This window comes from Rathayibacter festucae DSM 15932, assembly GCF_004011135.1.
GTDB classification, from domain to species: domain Bacteria; phylum Actinomycetota; class Actinomycetes; order Actinomycetales; family Microbacteriaceae; genus Rathayibacter; species Rathayibacter festucae.
Genome location: NZ_CP028137.1, coordinates 738,642 through 764,218, shown reverse-complemented (window position 1 = coordinate 764,218; position 25,577 = coordinate 738,642). Strand labels below are relative to the sequence as shown.

The window sequence follows — 25,577 nt, the reverse complement described above, 5'->3', positions numbered from 1 at the left end:
CGTGTCTTGCGTGCTGTGCGTGTCTTGCCTGCACCGCGTGTGTTGCACTGGCCGCGTCACGCCGGGGACGAGACGGGCACCGATGCCCCCGGTGGCCGTCGGGAGCTCCGAGCAACGGGTCTGAGACCCGGTCGCAGCATCCCCGGCGTGCGGGTGCGCGACGAGTCTACTCCTCAGCGCCGGATCGGCCGCACCCCGGGCCTCCGGGCGCGTTCAGCGGCCGCGGGATCACTCGGCGACGCGCACCCGGATGATCAGGCCCGCGGCGACCACGACGCCGACCGCGGCGAGGTGGAGCGAGGACCAGACGGCGTCCGGGAACGAGAACGGGAAGACCGGGTTCCAGAGCACGACGATCGGTGCGAGCCCGATCAGCCAGTAGTAGGCCTTCGCCTGGATCGCGAACCAGCCGATGACGGCCGCGAGGATCGCCACCGGGTACCGGACGAAGTCGTAGGCGTCGCCGCCGACCAGCGCGAGCCCCGCGAGCAGGATGATCGCCTCGAGGATCCCCGGCGCCAGCGCCATCCGCGCGCTCGAGCGGGACGGGTAGCGGGCGGTCGTGCCACCGCGCGGGGGGCCGGACTTCTCAGCGTTCACCTGTCGATCGTACGGGGCGGAGATCGGCGGAGGCCTCGGACACCTCGATGCCGCATACCCCCGCCGGGTATCGCCACTCCCGGCGTAAACTGAGCGGGTGATCGAGGATCTGAAGAAGCGCTCCCTGCACCGCGCCCGCATCCTGGCGGGCCAGATGCGCGGCCTCGAGAAGGCCATCGAGAACGAGGACTACTGCGTCGACATCGTCACGCAGTCGCTCGCCATCCAGAAGTCGCTCGGCTCGCTGAACAAGCTGATCGTCGAGAACCACCTCCGCACCCACGTCACCGCGATGTTCGACGAGGGCGGCGACGCGCGCGAGGCCGCGATCGCCGAGCTCGTGAAGATCTTCGAGCTGTCGAACAACCGCTCGTGACCGCGCTCACCGCCGTCCGAGGCGACATCACCCGCGAGCAGGTCGACGTGATCGTCAACGCCGCCAACTCGTCGCTGCTCGGCGGCGGCGGGGTCGACGGGGCGATCCACCGCGCGGGCGGCCCCGAGATCCTCGAGGAGTGCCGGCGCCTCCGGGCCGGCGAGCTGCGCGACGGACTCCCCGCCGGCTCCGCGGTAGCGACCACCGCCGGCCGCCTCGCTGCCCGCTGGGTCGTGCACACCGTCGGCCCCGTCTACTCGCGGAGCGACGACCGCTCCGCCGTCCTCGCCTCCGCCTACACCGAGTCGATCCGCGTCGCCCGCTCCCTCGGCGCGCGGACCGTCGCCTTCCCGGCCGTCTCCGCCGGCGTCTACGGCTGGCCGATGGCCGGCGCGGCCCGCATCGCCGTCGACTCCGTCCGGCTCGCCGCCGCCGAGGACGGCCCGGGCACCCTCGACGAGGTCCGCTTCGTGCTCTTCTCGGACGACGCCCTCGCCGCCTTCCGCGAGGCGCTCGGCTAGCTCGCCGTCCCGCTCGCGGCGCCGCTGCTCGAGTCGGTCTCGGTGCCCGAATCCGTCCCGGTACCCAGGTCCGTCCCGGTGCCGCTCCCCTGATCGCCGAACGACCCGGGCCCGCCGCTGCCCGGGAAGCCGCCGTCCGACATCCCGCCCCGCTGCGACGGGTCGAACCCGCCGACGGCGGAGGACCCGACCGAGTTCCCGACGGCGTAGCCGATCCCGAAGCCGCCGCCCAGCAGCAGCAGACCGGCGAGGACGGCGAGCGCGATCCGCCGGACGCGGCGCCGTCGCCAGAGCGGCTGACGCGGCTGCGCGGGCTCCGACGCGCTCGGTGCCGCAGTCCCCACCGTCGGCGGCGGCCACTCCGCCGTCCCCGGTGCCTGGTTCTCGATCGTCCTGCTCATGCTGCGCCTCCGGCTCTCGTCCGCACCCGGCCGGGTGCACGATCGACAGTGCCGCCACCGCCTATGCCCCGGGCAAGAACCGCTGATCGATCCCCGAAGAGCTCCAGGGCCACCCCCGCCCGACCTGTTCGGAGCGGGCAACGACGAAGGGAGCCGGACCTCTCGGTCTCGGCTCCCCTCGGCTCGCGGCGCGTCGCCGCGCAGACGGCGCTACGCCGTCTTCGGCCGCGCGAACTCGTCGTACGGCAGGGTGATCGGCCGGGTGCGCGGGGGCATCCGCAGCACGGAGTCGAGGGCCGGGCCGAGGGTCTCGCGCCAGGCGCCGTAGCCGGCCTCGTTGAGGTGCAGGCCGTCGGGCGAGTACTGCTCGAGCAGGGCGCCGTCCTCGCCGGCGAGCACCGGCCAGAGGTCGAGGTAGCCGGCGTGCGCGGTGGGCGCGAACTGCCAGAGGTGGCGGTTGACCTCGCGGATCTGCGCGCCGAACTCGCGGGCGCGCGGCAGGATCGAGGTCACCAGGATCCGCACGTCCGGGAGGTCGCGGCGGAAGGTCGCGACGATGGTCTCGATGTTGCGCACGATGTGCTCGGTCGTGCGGTGGTAGGCCAGGTCGTTCGTCCCGACGAGCAGGACCACCGTGTCGGGCGCCCCCTCGACGAGCTCGGGCAGCCGCTCGACGACGTCGTCGCTGGTCGCTCCGCCGATGCCCTCGTCGACGACCGTCGACGCGGTCAACCACTCGTCCCAGGACCCGCCCTGGATGATGCTGTCGCCGATGAAGGCGACCTTTCCCAGCTGGAGATCGCGCCCCGCGTCCGTGTCCGATCGTTCGCTCATCGTGCTCCTCTCGTTCGCGTCCGAGGCGGCGTCGCCGCCCGCGGACCCCTCCATTGTCACCGCTGCGCCCCGCGCCCACCAGGGGAGCGCTCCTCGCCGGCGTCGGCGAGGTCGGTCGCGGTGGCCGTGATGCGGTTGGCCATCCCGTTGAAGATCACGCCGTGGAACGGCAGCACGGCGAACCAGTAGAGCCGGCCGCCGAGCCCCTGCGGGAAGAAGACGGCGCGCTGGGTGTACACGGATCCGCCGTCCTCGCCGGGCTCCGCGCGCATCTCCAGCCAGGCGCCGCCGGGCACCTTCATCTCGGCGCGCAGGCGCAGCAGCGTCGGCCGCTCGATCGCCTCGACGCGCCAGAAGTCCAGGGCGTCGCCCGCGTGCAGCCGCTCGGAGTCGCGGCGCCCGCGCTGCAGGCCCACTCCCCCGACGAGCTTGTCCATCCAGCCGCGGATCGCCCAGGCCAGCGGGAAGGAGTACCAGCCGTTGGTGCCGCCGATGCCCTCGATGACCCGCCAGAGCTTCGCCGGGTCGGCGTCAGTCCGGCGCACCTTGAGGTCGACGTAGACCGTGTGGCCGGCCCACTCCGGGTCGCTCGGCAGCGGGTCGCTGGGGGCGCCGACGACCTCGGCGTTCTGCCAGCTGGTCTCGATCTCGCCCGCCTGCATCTTGCCCAGCGCGAGCCGGACCGAGCGGCGGTACGGCGTCAGCCCGCCCTCGGGGTCCGGGATCAGCGCGCGGATGTCGTCCTCGCGCACCACGCAGTCGTACTGCAGCGACGCGATGATCGGCACCGCGAGCGAGCGCGGGATCGGCGTCACCAGGTTGACCCACTGCGAGGCGAGCCACGGCGTGAACACCGGCAGCGAGGCGATCGGCCGCTGCGCGAGCCCCGCCTCGACCGCGTAGCCGTTCATCATCTGGCCGTAGCGGAGCACGTCCGGCCCGCCGATGTCGAAGGTGCGGTTCAGCGTCGCGTCCTCGAGGGCGGCGGCGCCGAGCAGGTAGTGCAGCACGTCGCGGACGGCGATCGGCTGGATGAAGTTGCGGACCCACTGCGGCGCGGGCATGTACGGCAGCACGTCGGTGAGGTGGCGCACCATCTCGAACGAGGTGGAGCCGGAGCCGATGATGACGCCGGCCTGCAGCGCGATCGTCGGCACGCCGGACGCCATCAGGATGCGGCCGACCTCGGCCCGCGAGCGCAGGTGCGGCGAGAGCTTCTCCACGTCCGGGTGCAGGCCGCCGAGGTAGACGATCCGGTCGACACCGGCCGCGAGCGCGGCCTCGGCGACGTTCCTGGCGGCGCCGCTCTCCACCTGCTCGAAGCGCGCGTGGTCGGCGCCCGAGCCCATCGAGTGCACGAGGTAGTAGAGGACGTCGACGCTCTCGAACGCGGCCGCCAGCGACTCCGGGTCGCTGAGATCGCCCTGCGCCACCTCGACGTCCTCGGCCCACGGGACCTCGGCGAGCTTCCGCGGGTCGCGGACCAGCACGCGGACCCGGTAGCCGGCCTCGAGCAGGCGCGGGGTGAGGCGGCCGCCGATGTAGCCGGTCGCTCCGGTGACGAGCGCCAGCGGGCGCGACGGGTCCGAGGGGCGCGACGGGGCGGGTGAGGATTCGCTCATGCGAGCCACGGTACGCCGCCGCCCCTGGGCGCTCTCCCGCTGGTGCGCCGCTCCGGCCACTGCTAGGACCGCCGGAGCCGCCCCGGCGGAGTCCGGAGGCGTCAGTCGGCCGGTCGCTCCGCACCGAGGATCGTGCGGACCTTCTCGACGTCGTCGTTCATCTGCCGGATCAGCGGCTCGACGCCCTCGTAGGCCACCTGACCGCGGATGCGCGAGACGAAGGCCACGTCGACGACGCGGTCGTAGAGGTCGATCGTCTCGTCCAGAAGGTAGGCCTCGACCTGCTTGGGCGGCACGCCGACGAAGGTCGGGTTGCTGCCCACCGAGATCGCGGCCGGGTAGCTGCGGCCCTCGGTGACGAAGCGGCCGGCGTAGACGCCGTCGGCGGGGATCAGCCCCTGCGACTCGGGCGAGAGGTTCGCGGTCGGGAAGCCGAGTTCGCGGCCGCGCTTGGCGCCGTGCACGACGACCCCGCGCACCACCGGCTCGTGGCCGAGCAGCCAGGTCGCGTGCTCGACGTCGCCCTCGGCGAGCAGCTCGCGGATCCAGGTGGAGGACACCCGGCGGCCGTGCTCCGGCCGCACGTCGTCGATCAGCTCGACCTCGAAGCCGTGGGTCTCCCCCAGCTCCCGCAGCATCGCGACGTCGCCGGCGCCGTGGGCACCGAAGCGGAAGTCGGAGCCGACCAGCACCACGCGCGCCTCCAGGGCGTCGACGAGCACTTGCTGCACGAACTCCTCGGGGGTGAGCGCGCGGAACCGCTCGTCGAACGCCAGCAGCAGGGTCGCGTCGATCCCCGTCCCGGCCAGCAGCTCGAGCTTCTGCTCGTTGCCGACCAGCGCCGGCGGGCACTTCTCCGGAGCGATGACGCTGAGCGGATTGCGGTCGAAGGTGACGACGACCGCCGCGAGACCGCGCTCGCGGGCCCGCGCGTGCAGGGTGTCGATGACGGCCCGGTGGCCGGTGTGCACGCCGTCGAACTTGCCGATGGTGACCGCGGACGGGCCGATGCCGGTGAGGTCGGCCGGGCGCTGCTCGACGCGCATCAGGCCTGCTTCCCCGCGGAGGAGCGCCGGCCCTGCACCCGCAGCCACCAGAGCCCGAGCACCGGCAGCACGAGCGGGATGAGCAGGTAGCCCGCGCCGAACGCCGCCCAGACCGTCGACTGCCGGCCGAACGGATCCGCGCTCGAGAGCCCGAGCAGCTGCGGCACGAGCACGCTGATCGCGCCGACGACGAGCACGCCCACCAGCTCGAAGGTGATGGTCACGAAGGCGATGCGCTGCCAGATGCGACCGGGAGCCACGAGGGCGATCGTCGCGACGATGTAGACGACGGCGGAGAGCGCCGAGAGCGAGAACGCGAGCGGCGCCTCGTCGAAGCGGTCGATGATCTGGAAGACCGAGCGGCCCGTCGCGGCGAGCGCGAGGATGCCGTAGACGACCACGAGGAGGCTGCCGATCCCCCGGGACCGCGCCGAGCGGGCGGGGCGCTGATCGGGGTTCGGCAGAGCTGGGTCCTGGGCCGCCCGTCCGGGCGCATCGCTGGGTTGGTTCGACATCGCAGGGTCAATGGTAGGCGCTCGCTGCGCCCTCTCCCCCTCGGCCGGGGATCGGGGGCGTCAGGCGGCCTGGAAGAACCAGATCTGGTGCATCCGGTAGACCATCACGGCGATCGCGAGGCAGACGACGCCGAGGATGACCGTGCTCCACCGGCTGCGCTCGATCAGCGCCCAGAAGCCGGCGGCGAGCGGCAGGATCAGCGCCGAGACCAGGTAGATGTAGAACTCCGGCAGGCTGCCCGAGGGCCGGTTGCCGACCAGGGGCGAGACGATCGCGACGGCGAGCTGGACGATCAGCAGGAGCTCGACGATCGCGGTGGCGCCGACCGTGACGTCGGAGGGGCGCCGGCCGATCATCCCGAGCACGAGGCAGAGCAGGCCCGCCGCCACGGCGATGCCGACCTGGAGCGTGGTGAACCAGTCGATCACGATGCGCCCACCCGGAGCTCCTCGGTGGGGAAGTTGACGACGCTCTTCAGCGCGGCGCCGCGGCGCTCGGCGAGGCCGACCAGGCGCTCCCCCGGACCGACGGCGGCGAGCAGGCCCTTGGCTCCCGCGAACGCCTCGGGCACCGGGATCCGCTTGCCGTTCGCGAGGTCGACCGCCTCGCCGGCGTCCAGGTGCAGCAGTGGGAACAGCTCGCCCGCGACAGCGGTCGGCGTGAGCAGGGCGGCGGGGACGTCGAGCTCGTCGATGACGCCGGCCCCGGCGACCCGGAACGGGCCGACGGCGGTGCGGCGGAGCACGGTGAGGTGCCCGCCGACGCCGAGCGCGGCGCCGAGATCGCGCGCGAGTGCGCGGATGTAGGTGCCGGAGGAGCAGGTGACGCGGACGTCGAGGTCGAGGAAGCCGTCGGCCTCCCGGCGCTCGAGGACGTCGAAGGCGCTCACGGTGACGGGTCGCGCCGGAAGCACGACCTCCTCGCCGTCGCGGACGCGGGCGTAGGCGCGGCGACCGTCCACCTTGATCGCGCTGACGGCGCTCGGGATCTGCTCGATCGCGCCGGTGAGGGTCGCCACGACGGCGTCGACCGTCTCCGCGGTGAGGGCCGCCACGGCGCCGGGCTCGGCGGTCGTGAGCGTCTCGCCCTCGCGGTCGTCGGTGCTCGTCGCGGCGCCGAGGCGGATCGTCGCCTCGTACTCCTTGTCGAGGCCGACCAGGTAGGTGAGGAGCCGGGTCGAGGGGCCGAGGCCCAGGATCATCAGCCCGGTCGCCATCGGATCGAGCGTCCCCGCGTGTCCGACCTTGCGCGTCCCGGCGCGGCGGCGGGTCCGCGAGACGAGGTCGTGGCTGGTGATCCCGCCCGGCTTGTCCAGCAGGAGGATCCCGTTCGGAGCCGCCGCAGAAGGGCTGGGAGTCTCGAGCACGGGTGCGAGGATACACGCGCAGTTCGGGAGTCGGCCGCGCGGAGCCCGCGCCCGGCACGGCCGCCGCCCGCCGCGGTTCTAGGCTGTCCTGATGAGGATCGCCGTACTCGGAGCGGGCGCCGTCGGCGGCACCGTCGCCGCCCTCCTGGACCGCGCAGGACACGACGTCGAGGTGACCGCCCGCGGCGAGAACCTGACGGCGATCCGGCGGCAGGGCCTCCGCCTCGACGGCGCCTGGGGCGAGCACACCGCCTGGGTGCGCTGCGGCGAGACCCTCGACCTCGTCCCCGATCTCGCCGTGCTCTGCACGAAGGCGCAGGACGCCGAGGACGCGCTCCGCGCCAACCGCCGCACGGTCGACGGCACGCTCCTCGTCGTGGTGCAGAACGGGCTCGACGGCCTCGACGCCGCCGCCCGCCAGGTCCGCGACGCCCGCCTCGTCGGCGCGCTCGCCCTCTTCGCGGCCAGCCATCTCGAGCCCGGCCGCGTCACGGTGACCGCCCCGGCGACGACGACCCTCGGCGTCCCCGGACGCCCCGCCGACGACGACGTCCGCCGGGCCGCCGCGATCCTCGGCGAGGCGGTGCCCACGGCCACCACCGACGACTTCCTCGGGGCGCAGTGGACGAAGCTGCTGATCAACGAGGTCAACGCGCTGCCCGCGATCACCGGCCTCTCGGTCCAGGAGACGATCGCGCACCCGGGCCTGCGCCGGCTGCTCGCGCGGGCGATGCGGGAGGCGGCGCGGACCGGCCTGGCCGCCGGCGTCCGCTTCGGCGCGCTGCAGGGACTCTCCGACGCCCGGATCCGCGCGCTCGCCGCCGCGCCGCTGCCGGTCGTCGAGCTGCTGCCGCGGCGGATGGCGACCCGGATGGGCGACGTGCCGAACCCCGGGTCGACGCTGCAGAGCGTGCGGCGCGGAGTCCCGAGCGAGATCGACCATCTGGCCGGCGCCGTCGTCCGCACGGCGCACCGCCTCGGGCGCGAGGCGCCGGTCAACCAGCTGCTCGTCGAGCTCGTGCACGAGGTCGAGCGCTCGGGCGCGTTCCTGCCCGCGGACGACGTGGTCCGGCGGGCGTCCTCCGTCTAGCGGAGGAGACCGGGACGACTCAGCAGGAGTCGGCGAAGAGCCGGCGCGGGTGCTCCGGGTCTCGGACGTCCACCAGGATCCCCGCGATCCGCTTCGGATCCGTGCTCGCCCGGTAGGCCTCGTCGACGGGCGGCTCCTGGGTGTCGAGCCGGATCGACGTGCTCCACGCTCCGCGGAGCTCGGGGCGCAGAGCGAACGGCCCGTCGACGAGCAGCACGGCGTCGCGGCCGGCGGTGCGCCAGCGCGCCTGCCGCGCCTCGTCGCGCACGCCGTCGTAGCCTGCCAGGACGAAGCCGGTGCTCCCGCCCAGCTTGAACGGATCGAGCAGCACCCGGCGCAGCAGCTCGTAGTCGTAGCCCGCGAGGTAGGCGCGCTGCGCCTCCGGGATCGACGGATCCTCCCGCTCGGCCCGGGGACGGCGGAAGTCGGCGAGGTGCGCGACCACCGTGTCCCGGCCCGCCCGGCGCATCGCCTCGACCAGCGCGAGCGCGAACGCGCCGGACACCTCCGGGTCGTCGCCGTCGATCCCGACCGCCACGCGGCCGTGCCCGTAGTTGTGCAGCACCTCCGCCGCGAGAGCGTCGAGCACATCGGCCTTCTGCGGAGCCCACTTGGTCATTCGCCCACGATACGCGGGACGGCCTAGGGTGACCTGATGCCCACCGGATCGACGCCCGCCGCATCGATGCCCGCGCTGTCCGCCGCGATCGTCGACTGGTTCCGCGAGAACGCCCGCGACCTGCCCTGGCGCCGCGAGGGCTTCCCCGCCTGGGGCACCCTCGTCAGCGAGTTCATGCTCCAGCAGACGCCGGTCGTCCGGGTGATCCCGCGGCTCGCCGAGTGGCTCGAGCGCTGGCCGACCCCGGCCGATCTGGCAGCCGTTCCTCCTGGTGAGGCGGTGCGCGCCTGGCAGTCGCTCGGCTACCCGCGCCGCGCGCTGCGCCTGCACGCCTGCGCCGTCGCGATCACCGAGCAGCACGGCGGGGTCGTCCCGCACGACGTCGAGACGCTCCTCGCCCTCCCCGGCATCGGCGACTACACGGCGCGCGCGATCGCCGTCTTCTCCTTCGGCCACCGCCACCCCGTCGTCGACACCAATGTGCGGCGGGTGATCGCCCGCGCGATCGACGGCGCGGCCGAGCCCGGCCCGCCGCGCGCGAAGACCGACCTCGCCGCGATGGAGGCGCTCCTCCCCGAGGACCTCGCCGACGCCGCCGCCTTCAACGCGGGCGCGATGGAGCTCGGCGCGATCGTCTGCACTGCGCGCGCTCCCCGCTGCGACGCCTGCCCGATCCGGGACGCCTGCGCCTGGCGGGCCGCCGGCTACCCGGCCTACGACGGCCCGGTCAAGGCGCGGCAGAAGAAGTACGAGGGCTCCGACCGGCAGGTCCGCGGCCTGATCCTCGCCGAGCTGCGCGCCGCACACGGCCCGGTGACCGCGGCCGAGATCGCCACGCTCTGGCCGGAGGCCGAGCAGCGCGACCGCGCCCTCGCCGGCCTCCTCGCCGACGGCCTCGCCACGGGCACGCCGGACGACGGCTACCTCCTCCCCCACTCCTGAGCGGCGCTCCGGTGTCGGACGGGGCGGGTAGCGTGGCGCCGTGACCGGTCGCCGACTCCGACTCCCCCGCCCCGACGCCGAGCTCGACAGCGCGCTCGCCGCCGTCCGCACCGCGAACGACCTGCCGGGCGCCTTCCCACCCGAGGCCCTCGCCGAGGCCGAGCAGGCCGACCGCAAAGCCGACGACGCGGGCCGGATCGACCTCACGGGCGTCCCCTTCGTCACCATCGACCCGCCCGGCTCCCTCGACCTCGACCAGGCCGTGCACCTCGAGCGGCGGTCCTCCGGAGTCGTGCTCCGCTACGCCATCGCCGACGTGCCGGCCGTCGTCCGCCCCGGCGGCGCCCTCGACGCCGAGACCCGCCACCGCGGCCAGACCTACTACCTCCCCGACGGCCGCGTACCGCTGCACCCGCCCGTCCTCTCCGAGGGCACCGCCTCGCTCCTCCCCGACCTCGAGCGCCGCGCCCTGGTCTGGACCCTGGAGCTCGACGACGCCGCGGAGCCGCGCGCTGTCCGCCTCGAGCGCGCCCTCGTCCGCAGCACCGCCCGACTCGACTACGCCGGCGTCCAGCGCAGCGTCGACGCGGGCGACCCGCATCCCTCGATCGCGCTGCTCCCCTGGTTCGGCACCGAGCGCCAGGCCCGCGAGGCCGAGCGCGGCGGAGCGAGCCTCGCCCTCCCCGACGAGGAGATCGTCGCAATCGACGGCGGCTACCGGATCGAGCGCCGAGCACCCCTCGCGTCCGAGGGCTGGAACGCCCAGGTCTCGCTGCTCACCGGCATGGCGGCCGCGACGATGATGCTCGACGCGGGGGTCGGCATCCTCCGCACCATGCCCGCGGCCGACGAGGACACCGTCGCCGCCTTCCGCGCCCGCATCGGGGCCCTCGGCGTCCCCTGGGGCGCCGACGAGCCCTACGGCGCCTACCTCCGCCGCCTCGACACCGCCGACCCCGCCCAGCTCGCGATCATGTCGGCCGCGGCGACGCTCTTCCGCGGCGCCGGCTACACCGCTTTCGACGGCGCCGCCCCGGAGCAGCCCGAGCAGTCCGCTCTCGCCGCCCCGTACGCGCACGTCACGGCCCCGCTCCGCCGCCTGGTCGACCGCTTCGGCCTGGCCACCTGCCTCGCGATCTCGACCGGAGCGGAGCTCCCCGCCTGGCTCCGCACGGCCCTGCCCGAGCTGCCCGCCCTGATGACCGCGAGCGACCGCCGCTCCGGAGCCGCCTCCCGCGCCGCCACCGCCGTCGTCGAGGCCGCGATCCTCCGCGGCCGCGAGGGCTCCACCTTCGAGGGCGTCGTCGTCTCCTCCGCGAGGACCCGCTCGCAGGTCCAGCTGCTGGACCCCGAGATGACCGTCGACGTCCCGGTGCCGCAGACGCCGGGAGCCCGTGTCGTCGTCGTCCTCGAATCGGTCGACGTCGCCACGGGCTCCGCGATGTTCAGGCCTGCTGCCTAGTCCTCGTCCTCGTCCTCGCGCGGCTTCACATAGGGGTCCGCGTCGCCGGCGTAGTCCGCCTTCGCGGCGAGCGACTGCACCTGGGTATCCTGGTTGCGCGCCGTCGCGAGGAGGTCCTCGATGTGCTTCGCGTTCTCCGGGATCGCATCGAGGATGAACTCGAGCGACGGCGTCAGCCGCGCCGTGATGTTCTTGCCGACCTCCGTGCGGAGCATGCCGGTCGCCGCCTTCAGGGCGAGCGCCGAGTCGGCGCGCTCCTCGTCGGTGCCGTAGACCGTGTAGAACACGGAGGCGTGCTGCAGGTCACCGGTCACCTGCACGTCGGTGATGGTGACGAAGCCGAGTCGGGGGTCGCGGAGTCCGCGCTCGAGCCGCTTGGCGACGATCACCTGAATCCGTTCGGCGAGCTTCCTCGCCCGTGCCGGATCTGCCATGGCTGGTCCTCATCTCTCTCGACGAACCGTTCGGCTCGCCATCTAACCACTCCCCGGCAGTCCTGCCGGTCGTCTTGCTGGGGGCTTGCCCTCGCGACCTCACCCCGGGTCTTCGTGCTGGCTGCAGCGCGGCTGCGCCGGCGCGGATGGGGTGCCTCGCCGCGGCTCCTTCCCGCGCGGCTGCGCCGCGCCCGCCAGACCCGAGCCAGGAGCCGCGACGAGACACCCCACCCGCACCTCCCGTCCGTACAGGCGGAAGTCCGTACTCCCGGTCCCCCTCCCGCGCAGGCGCCCCACCCCACGTGCTGGTGCAGGTACCCGACGCGACACGCCTCGGAGACCGGGCCCCTCTGCACGTGCTGGCGACTCGATCCTCCCGCAGGGAGGGAGGCCACTCCTGCCCTCGCGCGACAGGCTCGGGTCTGGCGGGCGGGCCGCAGGCCCGCGGGAAGTCGCGCGAGGGCAGGAGTGGCCTCCCGATCCCCCGTCAGACCAGGGGCCGAAAGCCAAGGCCAAGGACCCCCTGGAACGCCGGAAGGCCCGGGCGGACCCGGGCCTTCCAGTGGGATTCAGGGTCAGCCTCGCGGCTTCTCCTTCATCTCGATCGTCTCGATCTCGTCGCCGATCTGGATGTCGTTGTACTTGCCGAGACCGATACCGGCCTCGTAGTCCGTACGGACCTCCGTGACGTCGTCCTTGAAGCGACGCAGCGACTCGATGGCGAGGTTGTCCCCGACGACGACGCCGTCGCGGATGACGCGCGCCTTCGAGTTGCGGGTGATCGTGCCGGACCGGACGATGACACCCGCGATGTTGCCGACCTTGGAGGAGCGGAACACCTCGCGGATCTCGGCGACACCGGACTGGACCTCCTCGTACTCGGGCTTGAGCATGCCCGTGAGCGAGTTCTCGACCTCTTCGATCGCGTTGTAGATGACCGAGTAGAAGCGGATGTCCACTCCCTCTCGAGCAGCGCGCTCGCGGGCCTTCGGGTCGGGGCGGACGTTGAAGCCCACGATGATCGCGTTGTCGATCGTCGCGAGGTTGACGTCCGACTCCGTGATCGCACCGACACCGCGGTGGATGATGCGCAGCTGCACCGAGTCGTCGACCTCGATCTTGACGAGCGACTCCTCCAGCGCCTCGACGGCACCGGACACGTCGCCCTTGATGATGAGGTTGAGCGACTCGACCTTGCCCTCCTCGAGAGCACGGGTGAAGTCCTCGAGCGAGATGCGCTTACGGGCCTTGGCCAGCAGGGCGTTGCGCTGAGCGGCTTCGCGCTTCTCGGCGATCTGGCGGGCGGTGCGGTCCTCCTCGGTGACGAGGAAGGTGTCGCCGGCGCGGGGCACGGACGAGAGTCCCTGCACCTGCACCGGTCGCGACGGCACGGCCTCGAGCACGGCGACGCCGTTCTCGTCGGCCATCGCACGGACACGGCCGTAGGCCGTTCCCGCGACGATCGCGTCGCCGACGCGCAGCGTTCCCGACTGGATGAGGACCGTCGCGACGGCACCGCGTCCCTTGTCGAGCTTGGCCTCGATCGCGACTCCGCGGGCCTCCTTGTCGGGGTTGGCGCGCAGGTCGAGACCGGCGTCCGCGGTGAGCAGCACGGCGTCCAGGAGGTCCTGGATTCCGGTGTTCGCGCGGGCCGACACGTCGACGAACATGACGTCTCCGCCGTACTCCTCGGCGACGAGGCCGAACTCGGTCAGCTGCTGGCGCACCTTGGCCGGGTTGGCGTCGGGCTTGTCCACCTTGTTGACCGCGACCACGATCGGCACGTTGGCCGCCTGGGCGTGGTTCAGCGCCTCGATGGTCTGCGGCATGATGCCGTCGTCCGCCGCGACCACGAGGATCGCGATGTCCGTGACCTGGGCACCGCGGGCTCGCATGGCGGTGAACGCCTCGTGACCCGGGGTGTCGATGAAGGTGATCGGGCGCTCGATGCCCTCGTGCTCCGCGACGACCTGGTACGCACCGATGTGCTGCGTGATGCCGCCCGCCTCGCCGGCGACGACGTTGGCGTTGCGGATCGCGTCGAGCAGGCGCGTCTTTCCGTGGTCGACGTGACCCATGACGGTGACGACGGGGGGACGGATCTGGAGGTCCTCGTCCGTCTCGTCCTCGAGCTCCTGCTCGAGGTCGAGGCCGAAGCCCTCGAGGAGCTCCTTGTCCTCGTCCTCGGGCGAGACGACCTGGATCTTGAAGCCGAGCTCACCGCCGAGCACCTCGAAGGTCGCCTCGTCGAGCGACTCGGTCGCCGTCGCCATCTCGCCGAGGGCGAAGAGGACGGTGACCAGGTTGCCGGGGGGCACCGGCACGCCGGTCATGGCCTCGATCTTGTCGGCGAAGTCCGAGATCGACGCGCCGCGGCGCAGACGGATGACCGTCTTGCCGTCGCCGCGGGGGACGCTGACGCCGCCGAGCGACGGGGCCTCCCTGAGCTCGAACTCCTGACGCTTCGTGCGCTTCGACTTGCGGGCCTTGCTCTTGCCGCCACCGCGACCGAAGGCACCAGCGGTGCCACCGCCGGGGCCGCGACCGCGACCGCCGCCGCCACCGGGACGAGGGGCGAAGCCGCCACCCGCTCCAGGGGCGCCGCCGGGACGCTGGAAGCCGCCGCCGGCCGGACGGCCGGGGCCGCCGGGACGACCGGCTCCGCCACCGGGACCGCCGGGACGCTGGCCAAAGCCGGCGGGGCGCTGGCCCATGCCGGGTCCACCGGGTCGGGGCGCACCGGGGCGGGGAGCCGCGGGACGGGGGATGTTGCTGGGCGTCGGGCGCGAGCCCATGCCCTGCGAGCTGGCGAACGGGTTGTTGCCCGGGCGCGGGGGCGTCGCGGGACGCTGGCCCATGCCCTGGTTGCTCGCGAAGGGGTTGTTGCCCGGACGCGGGGCGCCACCGGGACGGCTGGAGCCGCCGGGAGCGGAGCTGCTGCCGCCGGACTTCGGCGGGGCTGCCGCCGGGGCCGGACGCGGGGTCGCCGGCTTCGGTCCGCCGGGGGTGGCGGGCGAGGCGGCGGGGGTCGCTGCAGCGGGCTTCTCGGCCGCGGGCGCCGGAGCGGCGGCCTCGGTCGGAGCCGGAGCGGCGGGGGCGTTCGCAGCGGCCTGGGCGCGAGCCGCGGCCGCGGCCTCCTGGGCGGCCTGAGCGGCCGCCTGACGCTCGGCGACCGACATCGGCGGAGCCGGCGCCGGAGCGGGCGGCTTGGCCGGGCCGGGCATCGGCGCGGAGGGGCGGGCACCCGAGGGGCGGGGAGCCCCGGGCCGGGCGGTGCCGGCGGCGGGCGCCGACGGGGTCGACGATGCACCCGTGCTCGCGCTGCCCTGGAGGGCCTGGCGGAGCTTGCGGGCGACGGGGGGTTCGATGCTGGAGGACGGTCCCTTGACGAACTCGCCCAGTTCTTTCAACTTCGCAAGTGCGACCTTGCTGTCGACGCCGAGTTCGGCGGCGATCTCGTGCACGCGTGGTTTAGCCACTTCTCTCCTGTCTCGGACCTGCGCCCAAGACGGGGCAGGCCATCACAAACGGACGGATCTCATTTCGAGCCGCTCATCAGTCGTTGCTCATGATCAGTTCACGGGCCGTTCTGCCTGTTCTCTCTGCGGTGTGATCGTTCGCCTGGCCGGTTCCTCAGGGTGAGGAGCCGAGCCGGTCAGGTCACGGGTGACGTACTGCTCCACGGCGCTCGCGTCCACGCTCTCGCGCGTCCGGAACGCCCTGCTGAACGCGCGGCGCTTCACCGCGAGCTCGTAGCAGTCGTACGCGTCGTGCAGCCACGCTCCCCGCCCAGCACGGACACCCCGCGGGTCTACCACGAGGACGTTCGAGGGGAGGACGAGCCTCAGAAGTGAGGCCCTTGGGGCGCGCAGACGGCAGCCGACGCACGTTCTGACGGGTTCCACTGTACTCCCTCGTTCCCGGGAGCGCCTCCCCGCACCGCCGACAGCGGGGATCACTCCCCGTCCATCACCGAATCGGGCTGGATGTCGATCTTGGCGCCGGTGAGCTTGGCGGCGAGTCGGGCGTTCTGGCCCTCCTTGCCGATCGCGAGCGAGAGCTGGTAGTCCGGCACGAGGGCGCGGACGGCCTTGAGGCTCTGGTCGATCACGAAGGCGCTGGTCACCTTGGCGGGCGAGAGCGCGCTGGCGACGAAGGTCGGCAGGTCGGAGGAGTAGTCGACGATGTCGATCTTCTCGTTGTTCAGCTCCGCGGTCACCGCGCGCACGCGCTGGCCGAGCTCGCCGATGCACGCGCCCTTGGCGTTGACGCCCGGCTCGGTCGCCCGCACGGCGATCTTGGTGCGGTGGCCGGCCTCGCGGGCGAGCGAGACGATCTCGACGACGCCGGACGCGATCTCCGGGACCTCGAGGGCGAAGAGCTTGCGGACGAGCGACGGGTGCGTCCGCGAGACCTGGACCGAGGGACCCTTCGGGCCGCGGCTGACGCTCGTCACGTAGACGCGGATGCGGCGGCCGTGGCTGTAGTCCTCTCCGGGCACCTGCTCCTCGGGGGAGAGGATCGCCTCGATCGAGCCGAGGTCGACGTGGATCATCTTCGGGTTGGGGCCCTGCTGGATGACGCCGGCGACGATGTCGCCCTCGCGGCCCTTGAACTCGCCGAGGACCTTCTCGTCGCCGATGTCGCGCAGCCGCTGGTTGATGACCTGCTTGGCGGCGAAGGCCGCGATGCGGCCGAAGTCGCGCGGCGAGTCCTCGGACTCGCCGACGACGGCGCCCTCCTCGTCGATCTCGGGGACGAACACGCTGACGTGCCCGGTCTTGCGGTCGAGGTGCACGCGGGCGTCCACGGCGGTGGCCTTGTCGGCGTCGTCCGCCTGGCCGATGTGCTTGAGGTAGGCGGTGAGGATCGCCTGCTCGATGATCTGCACGAGTTCCTCGAAGGGGATCTCGCGCTCGCGCTCCAGCAGGCGCAGAACGCTCAGGTCGATGTCCATGGGCGGGCCTTTCTCTCTATTCACTTGGGGCGTGGCGGCGCAGCGCGACCACGTCGAAAAACGGTCCGACGCCGGCGGCGCCACGGCCGGAGCCGGGCCCGCGCGTCGGGACCATTGAGCATAACCGACCGCGCTGAGGGCGGACGGGACGGAGGGACCGGAGCCGCTCAGGCTCCGAGGCGGGCGAGCGCCTCGGCGGCGGGCAGCTGCTCACGCTCGCCGGTGCGCCGGTCCCAGAGCTCGACGATGCCGTCGGCGGCGCTTCGGCCGGCGATGACGATCAGCGGCACGCCGATCAGCTCGGCGTCGCCGAACTTGACGCCCGGCGAGACCTTGGGCCGGTCGTCGATCAGCACGTCGCGGCCCGCGGCCTCGAGCGAGGCGCCGACAGACTCCGCGAGCGCGAGCGCCGCCGGGTCCTTGCCGGTCGCGATCACGTGCACGTCGAACGGCGCGACGTTCTCGGGCCAGATCAGCCCGCGGTCGTCGTGGTTGCTCTCGGCGATGATCGCGAGGATCCGGGTCACGCCGATGCCGTAGGAGCCCATGGTGACCGTGACGAGCTTGCCGTTCTCGTCGAGGACCTTGAGGCCGAGGACGTCCGCGTACTTGCGGCCGAGCTGGAAGACGTGGCCGATCTCCATGCCGCGGGCGGTCTCGATCGGGCCGGAGCCGTCGGGAGCGGGGTCGCCGCTGCGGACGTCGGCCACCTCGACGACGCCGTCGCCGGAGAAGTCGCGGCCGGCGACGAGGTCGAGCACGTGCTTCCCGGCGATGTTCGCCCCGGTGATCCAGGAGGTGCCCTCGACGACGCGGGGGTCGAGCAGGAAGCGGATGCCGCTCGCGGACTCCTCCCCCAGGACGGCGCCCTCGGCCGACCACGGGCCGATGTAGCCCTTGACCAGCGCGGGGTGCTTCGCGAAGTCCTCCTCGGTCGCGGCCTCGACCTCGGCGGGGGCGAAGGCGACCTCGGCGCGCTTGAGGTCGACGTCCCGGTCGCCGGGCAGCCCGACGACGACGAGCTCGCGGGTCCCGTCGAGCGCGGTCAGCGCGAGGACGACGTTCTTGAGCGTGTCGCCGGCGGTCCAGGCGCGGCCGTCGGCGCGCGGCTCCTGGGCGTTGGCGAGGTCGACGAGCGACTGGATGGTCGGGGTGCCGGGCGAGTCGAAGACGCGCGCCTCGGCGAGTCCGTCCACGGGCAGCGCCTCGGGCACGGGCGTCCGGTACGCCTCGACGTTGGCCGCGTAGCCGCCGGCCGAGCGCACGAAGGTGTCCTCGCCGACCGGGGTCGGGTGCAGGAACTCCTCGCTGCGCGAGCCGCCCATCGCGCCGGCGTCCGCCTGCACGATCACGTACTCGAGGCCGAGGCGCGCGAAGATCCGCTCGTAGGCGTCGCGCTGCACCTGGTAGCTCGCGTCGAGACCGGCGTCGGTGTAGTCGAAGGAGTAGGCGTCCTTCATGGTGAACTCGCGGCCGCGCAGGAGGCCGGCGCGGGGGCGCGCCTCGTCGCGGTACTTGTCCTGGATCTGGTAGAGCGAGAGCGGCAGGTCCTTGTAGGACGAGTAGAGGTCCTTCACCAGGAGGGTGAAGAACTCCTCGTGCGTCGGCGCCAGCATGTAGTCCGCGTCCTTGCGGTCCTTCAGGCGGAAGACGCCGTCGCCGTACTCGGTCCAGCGGCCGGAGAGCTCGTAGGGCTCGCGGGGCAGCAGCCCGGGGAAGTGGACCTCCTGCGCACCGGCGGCCGCCATCTCGGCGTGGATGATCGCCTCGATGCGGCGCTTCACCTTCAGACCGAGGGGCAGCCAGGCGAAGACGCCGGGGGCCTGACGGCGGATGTAGCCGGCCCGGACCAGGAGGCGGTGGCTCGCGACCTCGGCGTCGGCCGGATCCTCTCGGAGGGTGCGGACGAACAGGTGCGAGAGACGGGTAACCACGAGGGACGATCCTATCCGGAGTCCGCGGCGGGCTGTCCCGCGCGGACCGGGGTGGCGGCGGACCGGGCGCGTGCCGGTCCGCCGCCCGCGGTCACTTCGAGACGACGACCACCGGGGAGCCGGTCGAGGTGTCGTCGGCGGGCATCTCGGCGGCCAGGCGGTTGGCCTCCTCGATGAGCGTCTTGACGATCTCGGACTCGGGGACGGTCTTGATGACCTCGCCCTTGACGAAGATCTGGCCCTTGCCGTTGCCGGAGGCGACGCCGAGGTCGGCCTCGCGGGCCTCGCCCGGTCCGTTGACGACGCAGCCCATGACGGCCACGCGGAGCGGGACGCTCATGCCCTCGAGGCCGGCGGTCACGTCGTTGGCGAGCGTGTAGACGTCGACCTGCGCGCGGCCGCAGCTCGGGCAGGAGACGATCTCGAGCTTGCGCTCGCGGAGGTTGAGCGACTGCAGGATCTGCAGGCCGACCTTGACCTCCTGCGCGGGCGGAGCGGAGAGCGAGACGCGGATGGTGTCGCCGATGCCCTCGCCGAGCAGGATGCCGAACGCCGTCGCCGACTTGATCGTGCCCTGGAACTCGGGGCCGGCCTCGGTGACGCCGAGGTGCAGCGGCCAGTCGCCGCGCTCGGCGAGCTGGCGGTAGGCCTGGACCATGATCACCGGGTCGTTGTGCTTGACCGAGATCTTGAAGTCGTGGAAGTCGTGCTCCTCGAAGAGGCTCGCCTCCCAGACGGCGCTCTCGACGAGCGCCTCAGGGGTGGCCTTGCCGTACTTCTGCAGCAGGCTGGGCTCGAGCGAGCCCGCGTTGACGCCGATGCGGATGGAGACGCCCGCGGCCTTCGCGGCGGCGGCGATCTTGCCGACCTGGTCGTCGAACTTGCGGATGTTGCCCGGGTTCACCCGGACGGCCGCGCAGCCCGCGTCGATCGCGGCGTAGACGTAGTTCGGCTGGAAGTGGATGTCCGCGATGACCGGGATCTGGCTCTTCTTCGCGATGATCGGCAGCGCCTCCGCGTCGTCGCGGCTCGGCACGGCGACGCGCACGATGTCGCAGCCGGAGGCGGTCAGCTCGGCGATCTGCTGGAGCGTCGCGTTGATGTTCGTGGTCGGGGTGGTGCACATCGACTGCACGCTGACCGGGGCGTCGCCGCCGACCAGCACCTTCCCGACCTTGATCTGACGGGTCTTCCGGCGAGGGGCGAGGGTCACGGGGACCTTGGGCAAACCCAGATTCACAGCAGGCACGAGCCCCATCGTACGCGCGCCGCGCGGCCGGACGCCGCCGCTCCCCCGGTTCCCAGGTCCCGCCGATCTCCGCCGTCCGCGCCACGCCTTCCTCGACCGGATTCCGGAACCGCCACCGTCCGATCTGCAGGAGATCCCCGGCAGATAGCGTGCGCACCCCCGTCCCCGCGAGCAGCCTCCGGCACATCTCCTGCACATCGAACCGAGCTCAGCCGGCCGGGCCGGAGTCTGCGCCACGTGGAAGGCGAACGCGCGAATCGCGTGCCAGCGATTCGCGATAGCCGTCCGCAACACGCTCCTCCCCACGCCACCCGTCGCAAAGCCGACTGCGGCGAGCCGGGCAGGGACCGGCGCCACCTCCAAGGCGAATGCGCGAATCGCGTGCCAGCGATTCGCGATAGCCGACCGCAACCCGCTCCTCCCAACACCACCCGTCGCGAAGCCGACTGCGGCGAGCCGGGCAGGGACCGGCTCGCAAGACAGCTCAGAACAGCTGGATCGGCTTGACGATGTCGGCGTAGATCAGCAGCGCGCTCATGCCGCCGAGGAGCAGGACGACCGCGTAGGTGAGCGGGAGGAGCTTGGCGATGTCGACGGGGCCGGGGTCGCGGCGGCCGAAGAGCTTGGCGATGCGGCGGCGCAGGCCCTCCCAGAGGGCGCCGGCGATGTGGCCGCCGTCCATCGGGAGGAGGGGGACGAGGTTGAAGACGAAGAGCGCGACGTTGAGGGAGGCGAGGACGCCGACCATCGTCTGCACCTTGGAGACGACGGGCAGCTGGTCGGAGGCGGCGATCTCGCCGGCGATGCGGCCGACGCCGACGACGCTGATCGGTCCGTTGGCGTCGCGGGCCTCGGTGCCGAAGGCGGCCTGCGCGACGTCGATGAGGCGCTGCGGCAGGTTGAGGATGACCCCCGCGACACTCCTGATGTTCTCGCCGACGGTGCCGGGGACCGCGGTGATCGGCTGCTGCACGAGGGCCTGGGTCGGCGAGATGCCGATGAAGCCGACGGTCTGCGTCTCGACCGCGCCGGAGGAGTCGAGCACCGCGTTGCCCGCGGCGTCGGTGACGGCCACCTCGTTCTCGGCCGGGGTGATCGTCAGGGTGAGGGGCTGGCCGTCGCGCTCGACGGCGACGCTGAGCGGCACGCCGGCGGACGCGCGGATGATCGGGGTGAGGTCGTTCCAGGAGGAGACGGGCGTGCCGTCGATCGCCGTGATCGTGTCGCCGGGGAGGATGCCGGCCGCGGCGCCGGGCGCGAGCGGGTCGTCGGCGGAGCAGCTCTCGGTGGTGGTGTCGCTCGCCGGGACCACGCACTGCGAGACGGTGGAGATGGTCGAGGTGTTCTGGGCGACGCCGATGCCGCAGAGCAGCACCGCGAAGAGGACGGTGGCGATCACGAGGTTCATGAACGGGCCGCCGAACATCACGATCACGCGCTTCCAGACCGCGAGCCGGTAGAAGGCGCGGTGGTCCTCGCCCTCGCCGATGGTCTCGGCGCTGGCGGCGCGGGCCTCGTCGATCATGGTCGCGTAGCCGCCACGGCGGGGCTCGGGGTCGGGCGCCGACTCGTTGCCGTTCAGCCCGTTGAAGAAGCCCGTGCTCGACTCGCCGACGCGGTCGCCCGGGTGCTTGGGCGGGTACATCCCGATCATCGCGATGTAGCCGCCGAGGGGCAGCGCCTTGACGCCGTACTCCGTCTCGCCGCGGCGGACGGAGAAGACCGTCCGGCCGAAGCCGATCATGTACTGCGTGACCTTGACCCCGAAGAGCTTCGCCGGAACGAGGTGCCCGACCTCGTGCAGCGCGATCGACAGGGCGACGCCCACGGCGATGATGACGACGCCGAGGACGAAGAGCAGCACGGATTCCACTCGGTCACTGTAGGCCGCGGGGTGACCCCTCGGCTGGAGAGGCGCTGGAGGATCGCGATGAGGGCGCGATCAGCCCGTCGCGCTCAGGCGGCGGCGATCCGCGCGTCGGCCGTGCGGCGCGCCCAGGCCTCGGCCTCGGCCAGCGACTCGCGGGTCAGCTCGCCGTCCACGGTGTGCGCGTCGACGACGGCCTCGACCGTCGCGAGGATGTCCAGGTAGCCGATCCGCCCCGCGTGGAACGCCTGCACGGCCTGCTCGTTCGCGGCGTTGAAGACGGCCGGGTACGACGCCCCCGCGACTCCGACCTTCTTCGCGAGCCGGACGGAGGGGAACGCCTCCTCGTCGAGCGGCTCGAACGTCCAGGACTGCGCGCGGGTCCAGTCCAGCGGCACGCCGACGCCGGCGACGCGGTGCGGCCAGTCGAGGCCGAGGGAGATGGGCAGTCGCATGTCGGGCGGCGAGGCCTGGGCGATCGTGGAGCCGTCGACGAACTCGACCATCGAGTGGACGATCGACTGCGGGTGCACGGTCACGTCGATCCGGTCGTACGGCACGTCGAAGAGCAGGTGCGCCTCGATCACCTCGAGGCCCTTGTTGACGAGCGTCGACGAGTTGGTGGTGACCACGAGGCCCATGTCCCAGGTCGGATGCGCGAGCGCCTCCGCCGGGGTGACGTCGCGGAGGGAGGCGCGGTCGCGCCCGCGGAAGGGACCGCCCGACGCGGTCAGCACCAGCCGGCGGACCTCGCGGTGCTCCCCCGCGAGCAGCGCCTGCGCGATAGCCGAGTGCTCGGAGTCGACGGGCACGATCTGGCCGGGAGCGGCGAGCGAGGTGACCAGCTCGCCGCCGACGATCAGCGACTCCTTGTTCGCGAGGGCGAGGGTGCGGCCCTCCTCGAGCGCCGCGAGCGTCGGGCCGAGGCCGACCGAGCCGGTGATGCCGTTCAGGACGACGTCCGCGTCGACCGAGCGGATCAGCTGCTCGGCCTCCGCGGCGCCGAAGGCGGTGTGCTCGACGCCGAAGTCTCGCGCCTGCTGGGCGACGACCTCTCGGTTGGAGCCGGCGCCCAGGCCGACCACCTCGAAGCGGTCGCGGTTCGCGCCGATGACGTCGAGGGCCTGCGTGCCGATGGACCCGGTCGAGCCGAGGATGATGACCCTGCGCATCCGCCCATCCTGGCACGGCGGCTCCCGGCCCTCCCGGGCCGACAGCCCCTCCGGGTCAGCTCACCGCGAGGATGTCCACCACGAAGACGAGGGTGTCCGTGCCGCTGATGCCCGCGTTCGCGTTGCCCGCCTCGCCGTAGCCCTTGTCCGGCGGGATGACCACGAGCACCTGCGAGCCGACGGTCTGGCCGACCACCGCCTCCTTGAAGCCCTCGATCACGTCGCCCGTGCCGAAGGACGCGGGCGTGCCCTTGCCCCAGCTCTGGTCGAAGACCTCGCCGGTGCCCCAGACCACGCCCTGGTACTGGACGATCAGCGAGTCGCCGTCCGCCACGGTCTGCCCGTCGCCCTTCTTGAGCACCTCGAGCTGCAGCTCGGCCGGCGGGTCGGTCGCGGGGATCGTCACGGTCGGGGCGCCGTCCTCGGCGAGCGCCACCGTCGGCAGCCCGTCGACCGGGGCCTGCGGCTCGCCGGTCGCGGCCGAGGGGACGATGCCCTCGACGTCGATGACCATCACGATGGAGTCGTCCGCGGCGATCCCGAGGTCGGTGCTGCCGGCGTCGCCGAACGCGTCGGCGGGCGGGACGACCGCGACGACGCGCGAGCCCACGGTGGCGCAGTTGACCGCCTTCACCAGGCCGGCCAGGTACTGCTCGGTGTCGACCTCGAAGGCCGCGCGGCCCCCGGAGGCGTAGCTGCTCGCCGAGAACTCCGCGCCGCTCGTGCCGTTGTACAGGGTGTAGTCGACGAGGACGGTGTCGCCCTCGGCGACCGTCTCGCCGGTGCCGTCGATGACGGTGGTGCCCTCGGTCGCGTCGACGCTCATCGGGGTGGGGAAGACGGTGACCGGCTTGGTCCCGAAGTCGCCGGCGGCGTCCACCGCCTCGGACGCGTCTCCGGAGGAGATGCAGGAGAGCGGAGTCGGGCTCGCACTCGGGGTCGCCTCGGGGGTACCGGGGGTGCCCGGCGTGCAGGCCGCGAGGCCGAGGGAGGCGCCGAGGACGGCGAGGATCGCGAGGGTTCTGCGCACGGGTGCACCTTTCCTGCCCGGCAGGGAGCGGGACGACGTCGGGGGGATCGGACCATCCTGGGGTCTGCGCCTCTGCCCCGGCTGAACGATCCCTCCACGGCGCCCACCCGGTCGCGCCGCCCCGGAGCGTCCCCGGCCCCCTCCCCGGGAGCCGCGCCTAGCATGGAGGAATGCGTGAATTCTCGGTCCCCCAGTCCCGCGCGCTCGTCACCGAGCTCCCCGGCCCCCGCTCGATCGCGCTGCAGGAGCGCCGCGTCGCCAGCGTCTCCCGCGGCGCCGGAACCCTCGCCAACATCTACATGGATCACGCCTCGGGCGCCGTCCTGGTCGACGTCGACGGCAACCGCCTGATCGACCTCGGCTGCGGCATCGGCGTCACCACCATCGGCCACGCGCACCCCGCGGTCGCCGCCGCCGCCGCCGCCCAGGCCGAGAAGCTGACCCACACCCTCTTCACCGTCACCCCGTACGAGAACTACGTGCGGGTCGCCGAGAAGCTCGCCGAGATCACCCCCGGCGACTTCGAGAAGCACTCGATCCTGGTCAACTCCGGCGCCGAAGCGGTCGAGAACGCCGTCAAGATCGCGCGCAAGCACACCGGCCGCCGCGCGATCGCCTCGCTCGACCACGCCTTCCACGGCCGCACCAACCTCACGATGGCGATGACCTACCGCCCCTGGCCCGAGCGCGCCGGCATGGGTCCGTTCCCCGGTGAGATCTACAGCCTCCCGATGAGCTACCCCTTCCGCGACCCCGAGGGCATGACGGGCGAGGAGGCGGCCGAGCGCTCGATCGACTACATCCGCACCCACATCGGCGCCGAGGAGCTCGCGGCGCTGTTCGTCGAGCCGATCCAGGGCGACGGCGGCATCATCATCCCGGCGGCCGGCTACTTCGAGCGGCTGTCGGAGTTCTGCACCGAGAACGGCATCGTCTTCGTCGCGGACGAGATCCAGGCCGGCATCGCCCGGACCGGCGCCTGGTACTCGATCGAGCACTTCGGCGTCGTCCCGGACCTCATCACCTCGGCCAAGGGCATCGCCGGCGGCTTCCCGCTCGCCGCAGTCACCGGGCGCGCCGAGATCATGGACGCCGTGCAGCCCGGCGGCATCGGCGGCACCTTCGGCGGCAACCCCGTCTCGACCGCGGCCGCGCTCGCCACCTTCGAGGCGATCGAGTCCGAGGGGCTCATCGCCGAGGCGCAGCGCGTCGAGCGCGCCCTGCAGGCCCGCATCGGCGACTGGGCCGAGCGCTTCGCCGTCGTCGGCGAGGTCCGCGGCAAGGGCGCGATGTTCGGCGTCGAGCTCGTGCACCCCGGCACGAAGAAGCAGAACCCGGAGGCGCTCTCCGCCGTCCTCAAGCACGTCACGACCAACGGCGTCATCGCCCTGGACGCCGGCAGCTGGGACAGCGTCCTGCGCATCATGCCGAGCGTGGTCATCAGCGAGGAGCTGATCGACGACGCGGCCGGTGTCATCGAGGAGGCGCTCGCCACCTTCGGCTGAGTCACTCCCTCTGCGTCGACCTGCGGGCCGCTCC

24 protein-coding genes are annotated in these 25,577 nt (G+C 72.8%); 6 read left to right on the top strand and 18 right to left on the bottom strand.

The genetic code is table 11. From position 1 onward, the window contains the following. Positions 1-228: 228 nt before the first annotated feature. Complete coding sequence (locus C1I64_RS03580; protein WP_243586532.1) at positions 229-600, bottom strand: DUF6804 family protein; 372 nt, start codon at positions 598-600, stop codon at positions 229-231. Positions 601-697: 97 nt separating this feature from the next. On the opposite strand from C1I64_RS03580, the gene C1I64_RS03575 reads away from it, so the two are divergent. Together C1I64_RS03575 and C1I64_RS03570 are read left to right on the top strand one after the other, a co-directional pair. Then, positions 698-976, top strand: coding sequence for a metal-sensitive transcriptional regulator (locus tag C1I64_RS03575; protein ID WP_123445545.1), 279 nt, complete (start codon positions 698-700; stop codon positions 974-976). Next, complete coding sequence (locus C1I64_RS03570) at positions 973-1,497, top strand: O-acetyl-ADP-ribose deacetylase (protein WP_127886226.1); 525 nt, start codon at positions 973-975, stop codon at positions 1,495-1,497. Before C1I64_RS03575 ends, C1I64_RS03570 begins: the two co-directional genes overlap by 4 nt. Here C1I64_RS03570 and C1I64_RS03565 read toward each other — a convergent pair. The 7 genes from C1I64_RS03565 to truB all read right to left on the bottom strand — a co-directional run bounded on the left by C1I64_RS03565 (position 1,494) and on the right by truB (position 7,282). After that, positions 1,494-1,898, bottom strand: a complete 405-nt coding sequence (locus tag C1I64_RS03565) for a hypothetical protein (protein ID WP_127886225.1) — start codon at positions 1,896-1,898, stop codon at positions 1,494-1,496. The genes C1I64_RS03570 and C1I64_RS03565 overlap by 4 nt on opposite strands. 210 nt (positions 1,899-2,108) lie before the next feature. Further along, positions 2,109-2,732, bottom strand: coding sequence for a GDSL-type esterase/lipase family protein (locus C1I64_RS03560; RefSeq protein ID WP_127886224.1), 624 nt, complete (start codon positions 2,730-2,732; stop codon positions 2,109-2,111). A gap of 56 nt (positions 2,733-2,788) precedes the next feature. Then, positions 2,789-4,354, bottom strand: a complete 1,566-nt coding sequence (locus tag C1I64_RS03555; RefSeq protein WP_127886223.1) for an SDR family oxidoreductase — start codon at positions 4,352-4,354, stop codon at positions 2,789-2,791. 101 nt (positions 4,355-4,455) lie between these two features. Beyond that, positions 4,456-5,400, bottom strand: coding sequence for a bifunctional riboflavin kinase/FAD synthetase (locus C1I64_RS03550; protein ID WP_127886222.1), 945 nt, complete (start codon positions 5,398-5,400; stop codon positions 4,456-4,458). Further along, on the bottom strand, positions 5,400-5,915 hold the full coding sequence (locus tag C1I64_RS03545; protein ID WP_243732793.1) for a hypothetical protein: 516 nt from the start codon (positions 5,913-5,915) through the stop codon (positions 5,400-5,402). The genes C1I64_RS03550 and C1I64_RS03545 overlap by 1 nt, the downstream gene beginning before the upstream one ends. 60 nt (positions 5,916-5,975) lie before the next feature. Continuing rightward, on the bottom strand, positions 5,976-6,344 hold the full coding sequence (locus C1I64_RS03540; RefSeq protein ID WP_123735382.1) for a hypothetical protein: 369 nt from the start codon (positions 6,342-6,344) through the stop codon (positions 5,976-5,978). Next, positions 6,341-7,282, bottom strand: a complete 942-nt coding sequence (gene truB, locus C1I64_RS03535) for a tRNA pseudouridine(55) synthase TruB (protein ID WP_127886221.1) — start codon at positions 7,280-7,282, stop codon at positions 6,341-6,343. The genes C1I64_RS03540 and truB overlap by 4 nt, the downstream gene beginning before the upstream one ends. Positions 7,283-7,373: 91 nt before the next feature. Here truB and C1I64_RS03530 point away from each other — a divergent pair, with 91 nt between their 5' ends. Continuing rightward, on the top strand, positions 7,374-8,372 hold the full coding sequence (locus C1I64_RS03530) for a ketopantoate reductase family protein (protein WP_127886220.1): 999 nt from the start codon (positions 7,374-7,376) through the stop codon (positions 8,370-8,372). A gap of 19 nt (positions 8,373-8,391) precedes the next feature. Here C1I64_RS03530 and C1I64_RS03525 read toward each other — a convergent pair whose 3' ends face one another. Beyond that, entirely contained in the window at positions 8,392-8,991 is a 600-nt protein-coding gene (locus C1I64_RS03525; RefSeq protein ID WP_127886219.1) for a nucleoside/nucleotide kinase family protein, read from the bottom strand. A gap of 66 nt (positions 8,992-9,057) precedes the next feature. Here C1I64_RS03525 and C1I64_RS03520 point away from each other — a divergent pair, with 66 nt between their 5' ends. Continuing rightward, positions 9,058-9,933, top strand: coding sequence for an HhH-GPD family protein (locus C1I64_RS03520; protein WP_127888441.1), 876 nt, complete (start codon positions 9,058-9,060; stop codon positions 9,931-9,933). A gap of 40 nt (positions 9,934-9,973) precedes the next feature. After that, on the top strand, positions 9,974-11,395 hold the full coding sequence (locus C1I64_RS03515) for a ribonuclease catalytic domain-containing protein (protein ID WP_127886218.1): 1,422 nt from the start codon (positions 9,974-9,976) through the stop codon (positions 11,393-11,395). Here the strand turns inward: C1I64_RS03515 and rbfA are convergent. The 9 genes from rbfA to C1I64_RS03470 all read right to left on the bottom strand — a co-directional run bounded on the left by rbfA (position 11,392) and on the right by C1I64_RS03470 (position 24,038). Beyond that, positions 11,392-11,829, bottom strand: coding sequence for a 30S ribosome-binding factor RbfA (gene rbfA / locus C1I64_RS03510; protein ID WP_123445535.1), 438 nt, complete (start codon positions 11,827-11,829; stop codon positions 11,392-11,394). The two genes, C1I64_RS03515 and rbfA, sit on opposite strands and share 4 nt — an antisense overlap. Positions 11,830-12,404: 575 nt before the next feature. Continuing rightward, complete coding sequence (gene infB, locus C1I64_RS03505; protein WP_127886217.1) at positions 12,405-15,308, bottom strand: translation initiation factor IF-2; 2,904 nt, start codon at positions 15,306-15,308, stop codon at positions 12,405-12,407. A 93-nt stretch (positions 15,309-15,401) separates the two neighbouring features. Next, entirely contained in the window at positions 15,402-15,734 is a 333-nt protein-coding gene (locus C1I64_RS03500) for a YlxR family protein (RefSeq protein WP_123702952.1), read from the bottom strand. Between the two features lie 50 nt (positions 15,735-15,784). Beyond that, positions 15,785-16,786, bottom strand: a complete 1,002-nt coding sequence (gene nusA, locus C1I64_RS03495; protein ID WP_123445531.1) for a transcription termination factor NusA — start codon at positions 16,784-16,786, stop codon at positions 15,785-15,787. Between the two features lie 167 nt (positions 16,787-16,953). Next, the gene (locus C1I64_RS03490; protein ID WP_127886216.1) at positions 16,954-18,720 is read right to left on the bottom strand and encodes a proline--tRNA ligase; all 1,767 of its coding nucleotides are present in this window, start codon (positions 18,718-18,720) and stop codon (positions 16,954-16,956) included. Between the two features lie 91 nt (positions 18,721-18,811). Then, on the bottom strand, positions 18,812-19,969 hold the full coding sequence (gene ispG, locus C1I64_RS03485) for a flavodoxin-dependent (E)-4-hydroxy-3-methylbut-2-enyl-diphosphate synthase (protein WP_123445529.1): 1,158 nt from the start codon (positions 19,967-19,969) through the stop codon (positions 18,812-18,814). Positions 19,970-20,453: 484 nt separating this feature from the next. Beyond that, entirely contained in the window at positions 20,454-21,842 is a 1,389-nt protein-coding gene (locus tag C1I64_RS03480) for a M50 family metallopeptidase (protein ID WP_164874431.1), read from the bottom strand. An 83-nt stretch (positions 21,843-21,925) separates the two neighbouring features. After that, the gene (locus tag C1I64_RS03475) at positions 21,926-23,008 is read right to left on the bottom strand and encodes a 1-deoxy-D-xylulose-5-phosphate reductoisomerase (protein WP_123445527.1); all 1,083 of its coding nucleotides are present in this window, start codon (positions 23,006-23,008) and stop codon (positions 21,926-21,928) included. A 55-nt stretch (positions 23,009-23,063) separates the two neighbouring features. Then, positions 23,064-24,038, bottom strand: a complete 975-nt coding sequence (locus tag C1I64_RS03470) for an FKBP-type peptidyl-prolyl cis-trans isomerase (protein WP_123445526.1) — start codon at positions 24,036-24,038, stop codon at positions 23,064-23,066. Positions 24,039-24,208: 170 nt separating this feature from the next. Here C1I64_RS03470 and C1I64_RS03465 point away from each other — a divergent pair, with 170 nt between their 5' ends. After that, positions 24,209-25,543 carry an aminotransferase class III-fold pyridoxal phosphate-dependent enzyme gene (locus tag C1I64_RS03465; protein WP_123445525.1) on the top strand — a complete coding sequence of 445 codons (1,335 nt, stop codon included), beginning with the start codon at positions 24,209-24,211 and terminating at the stop codon, positions 25,541-25,543. Positions 25,544-25,577: the final 34 nt, after the last annotated feature.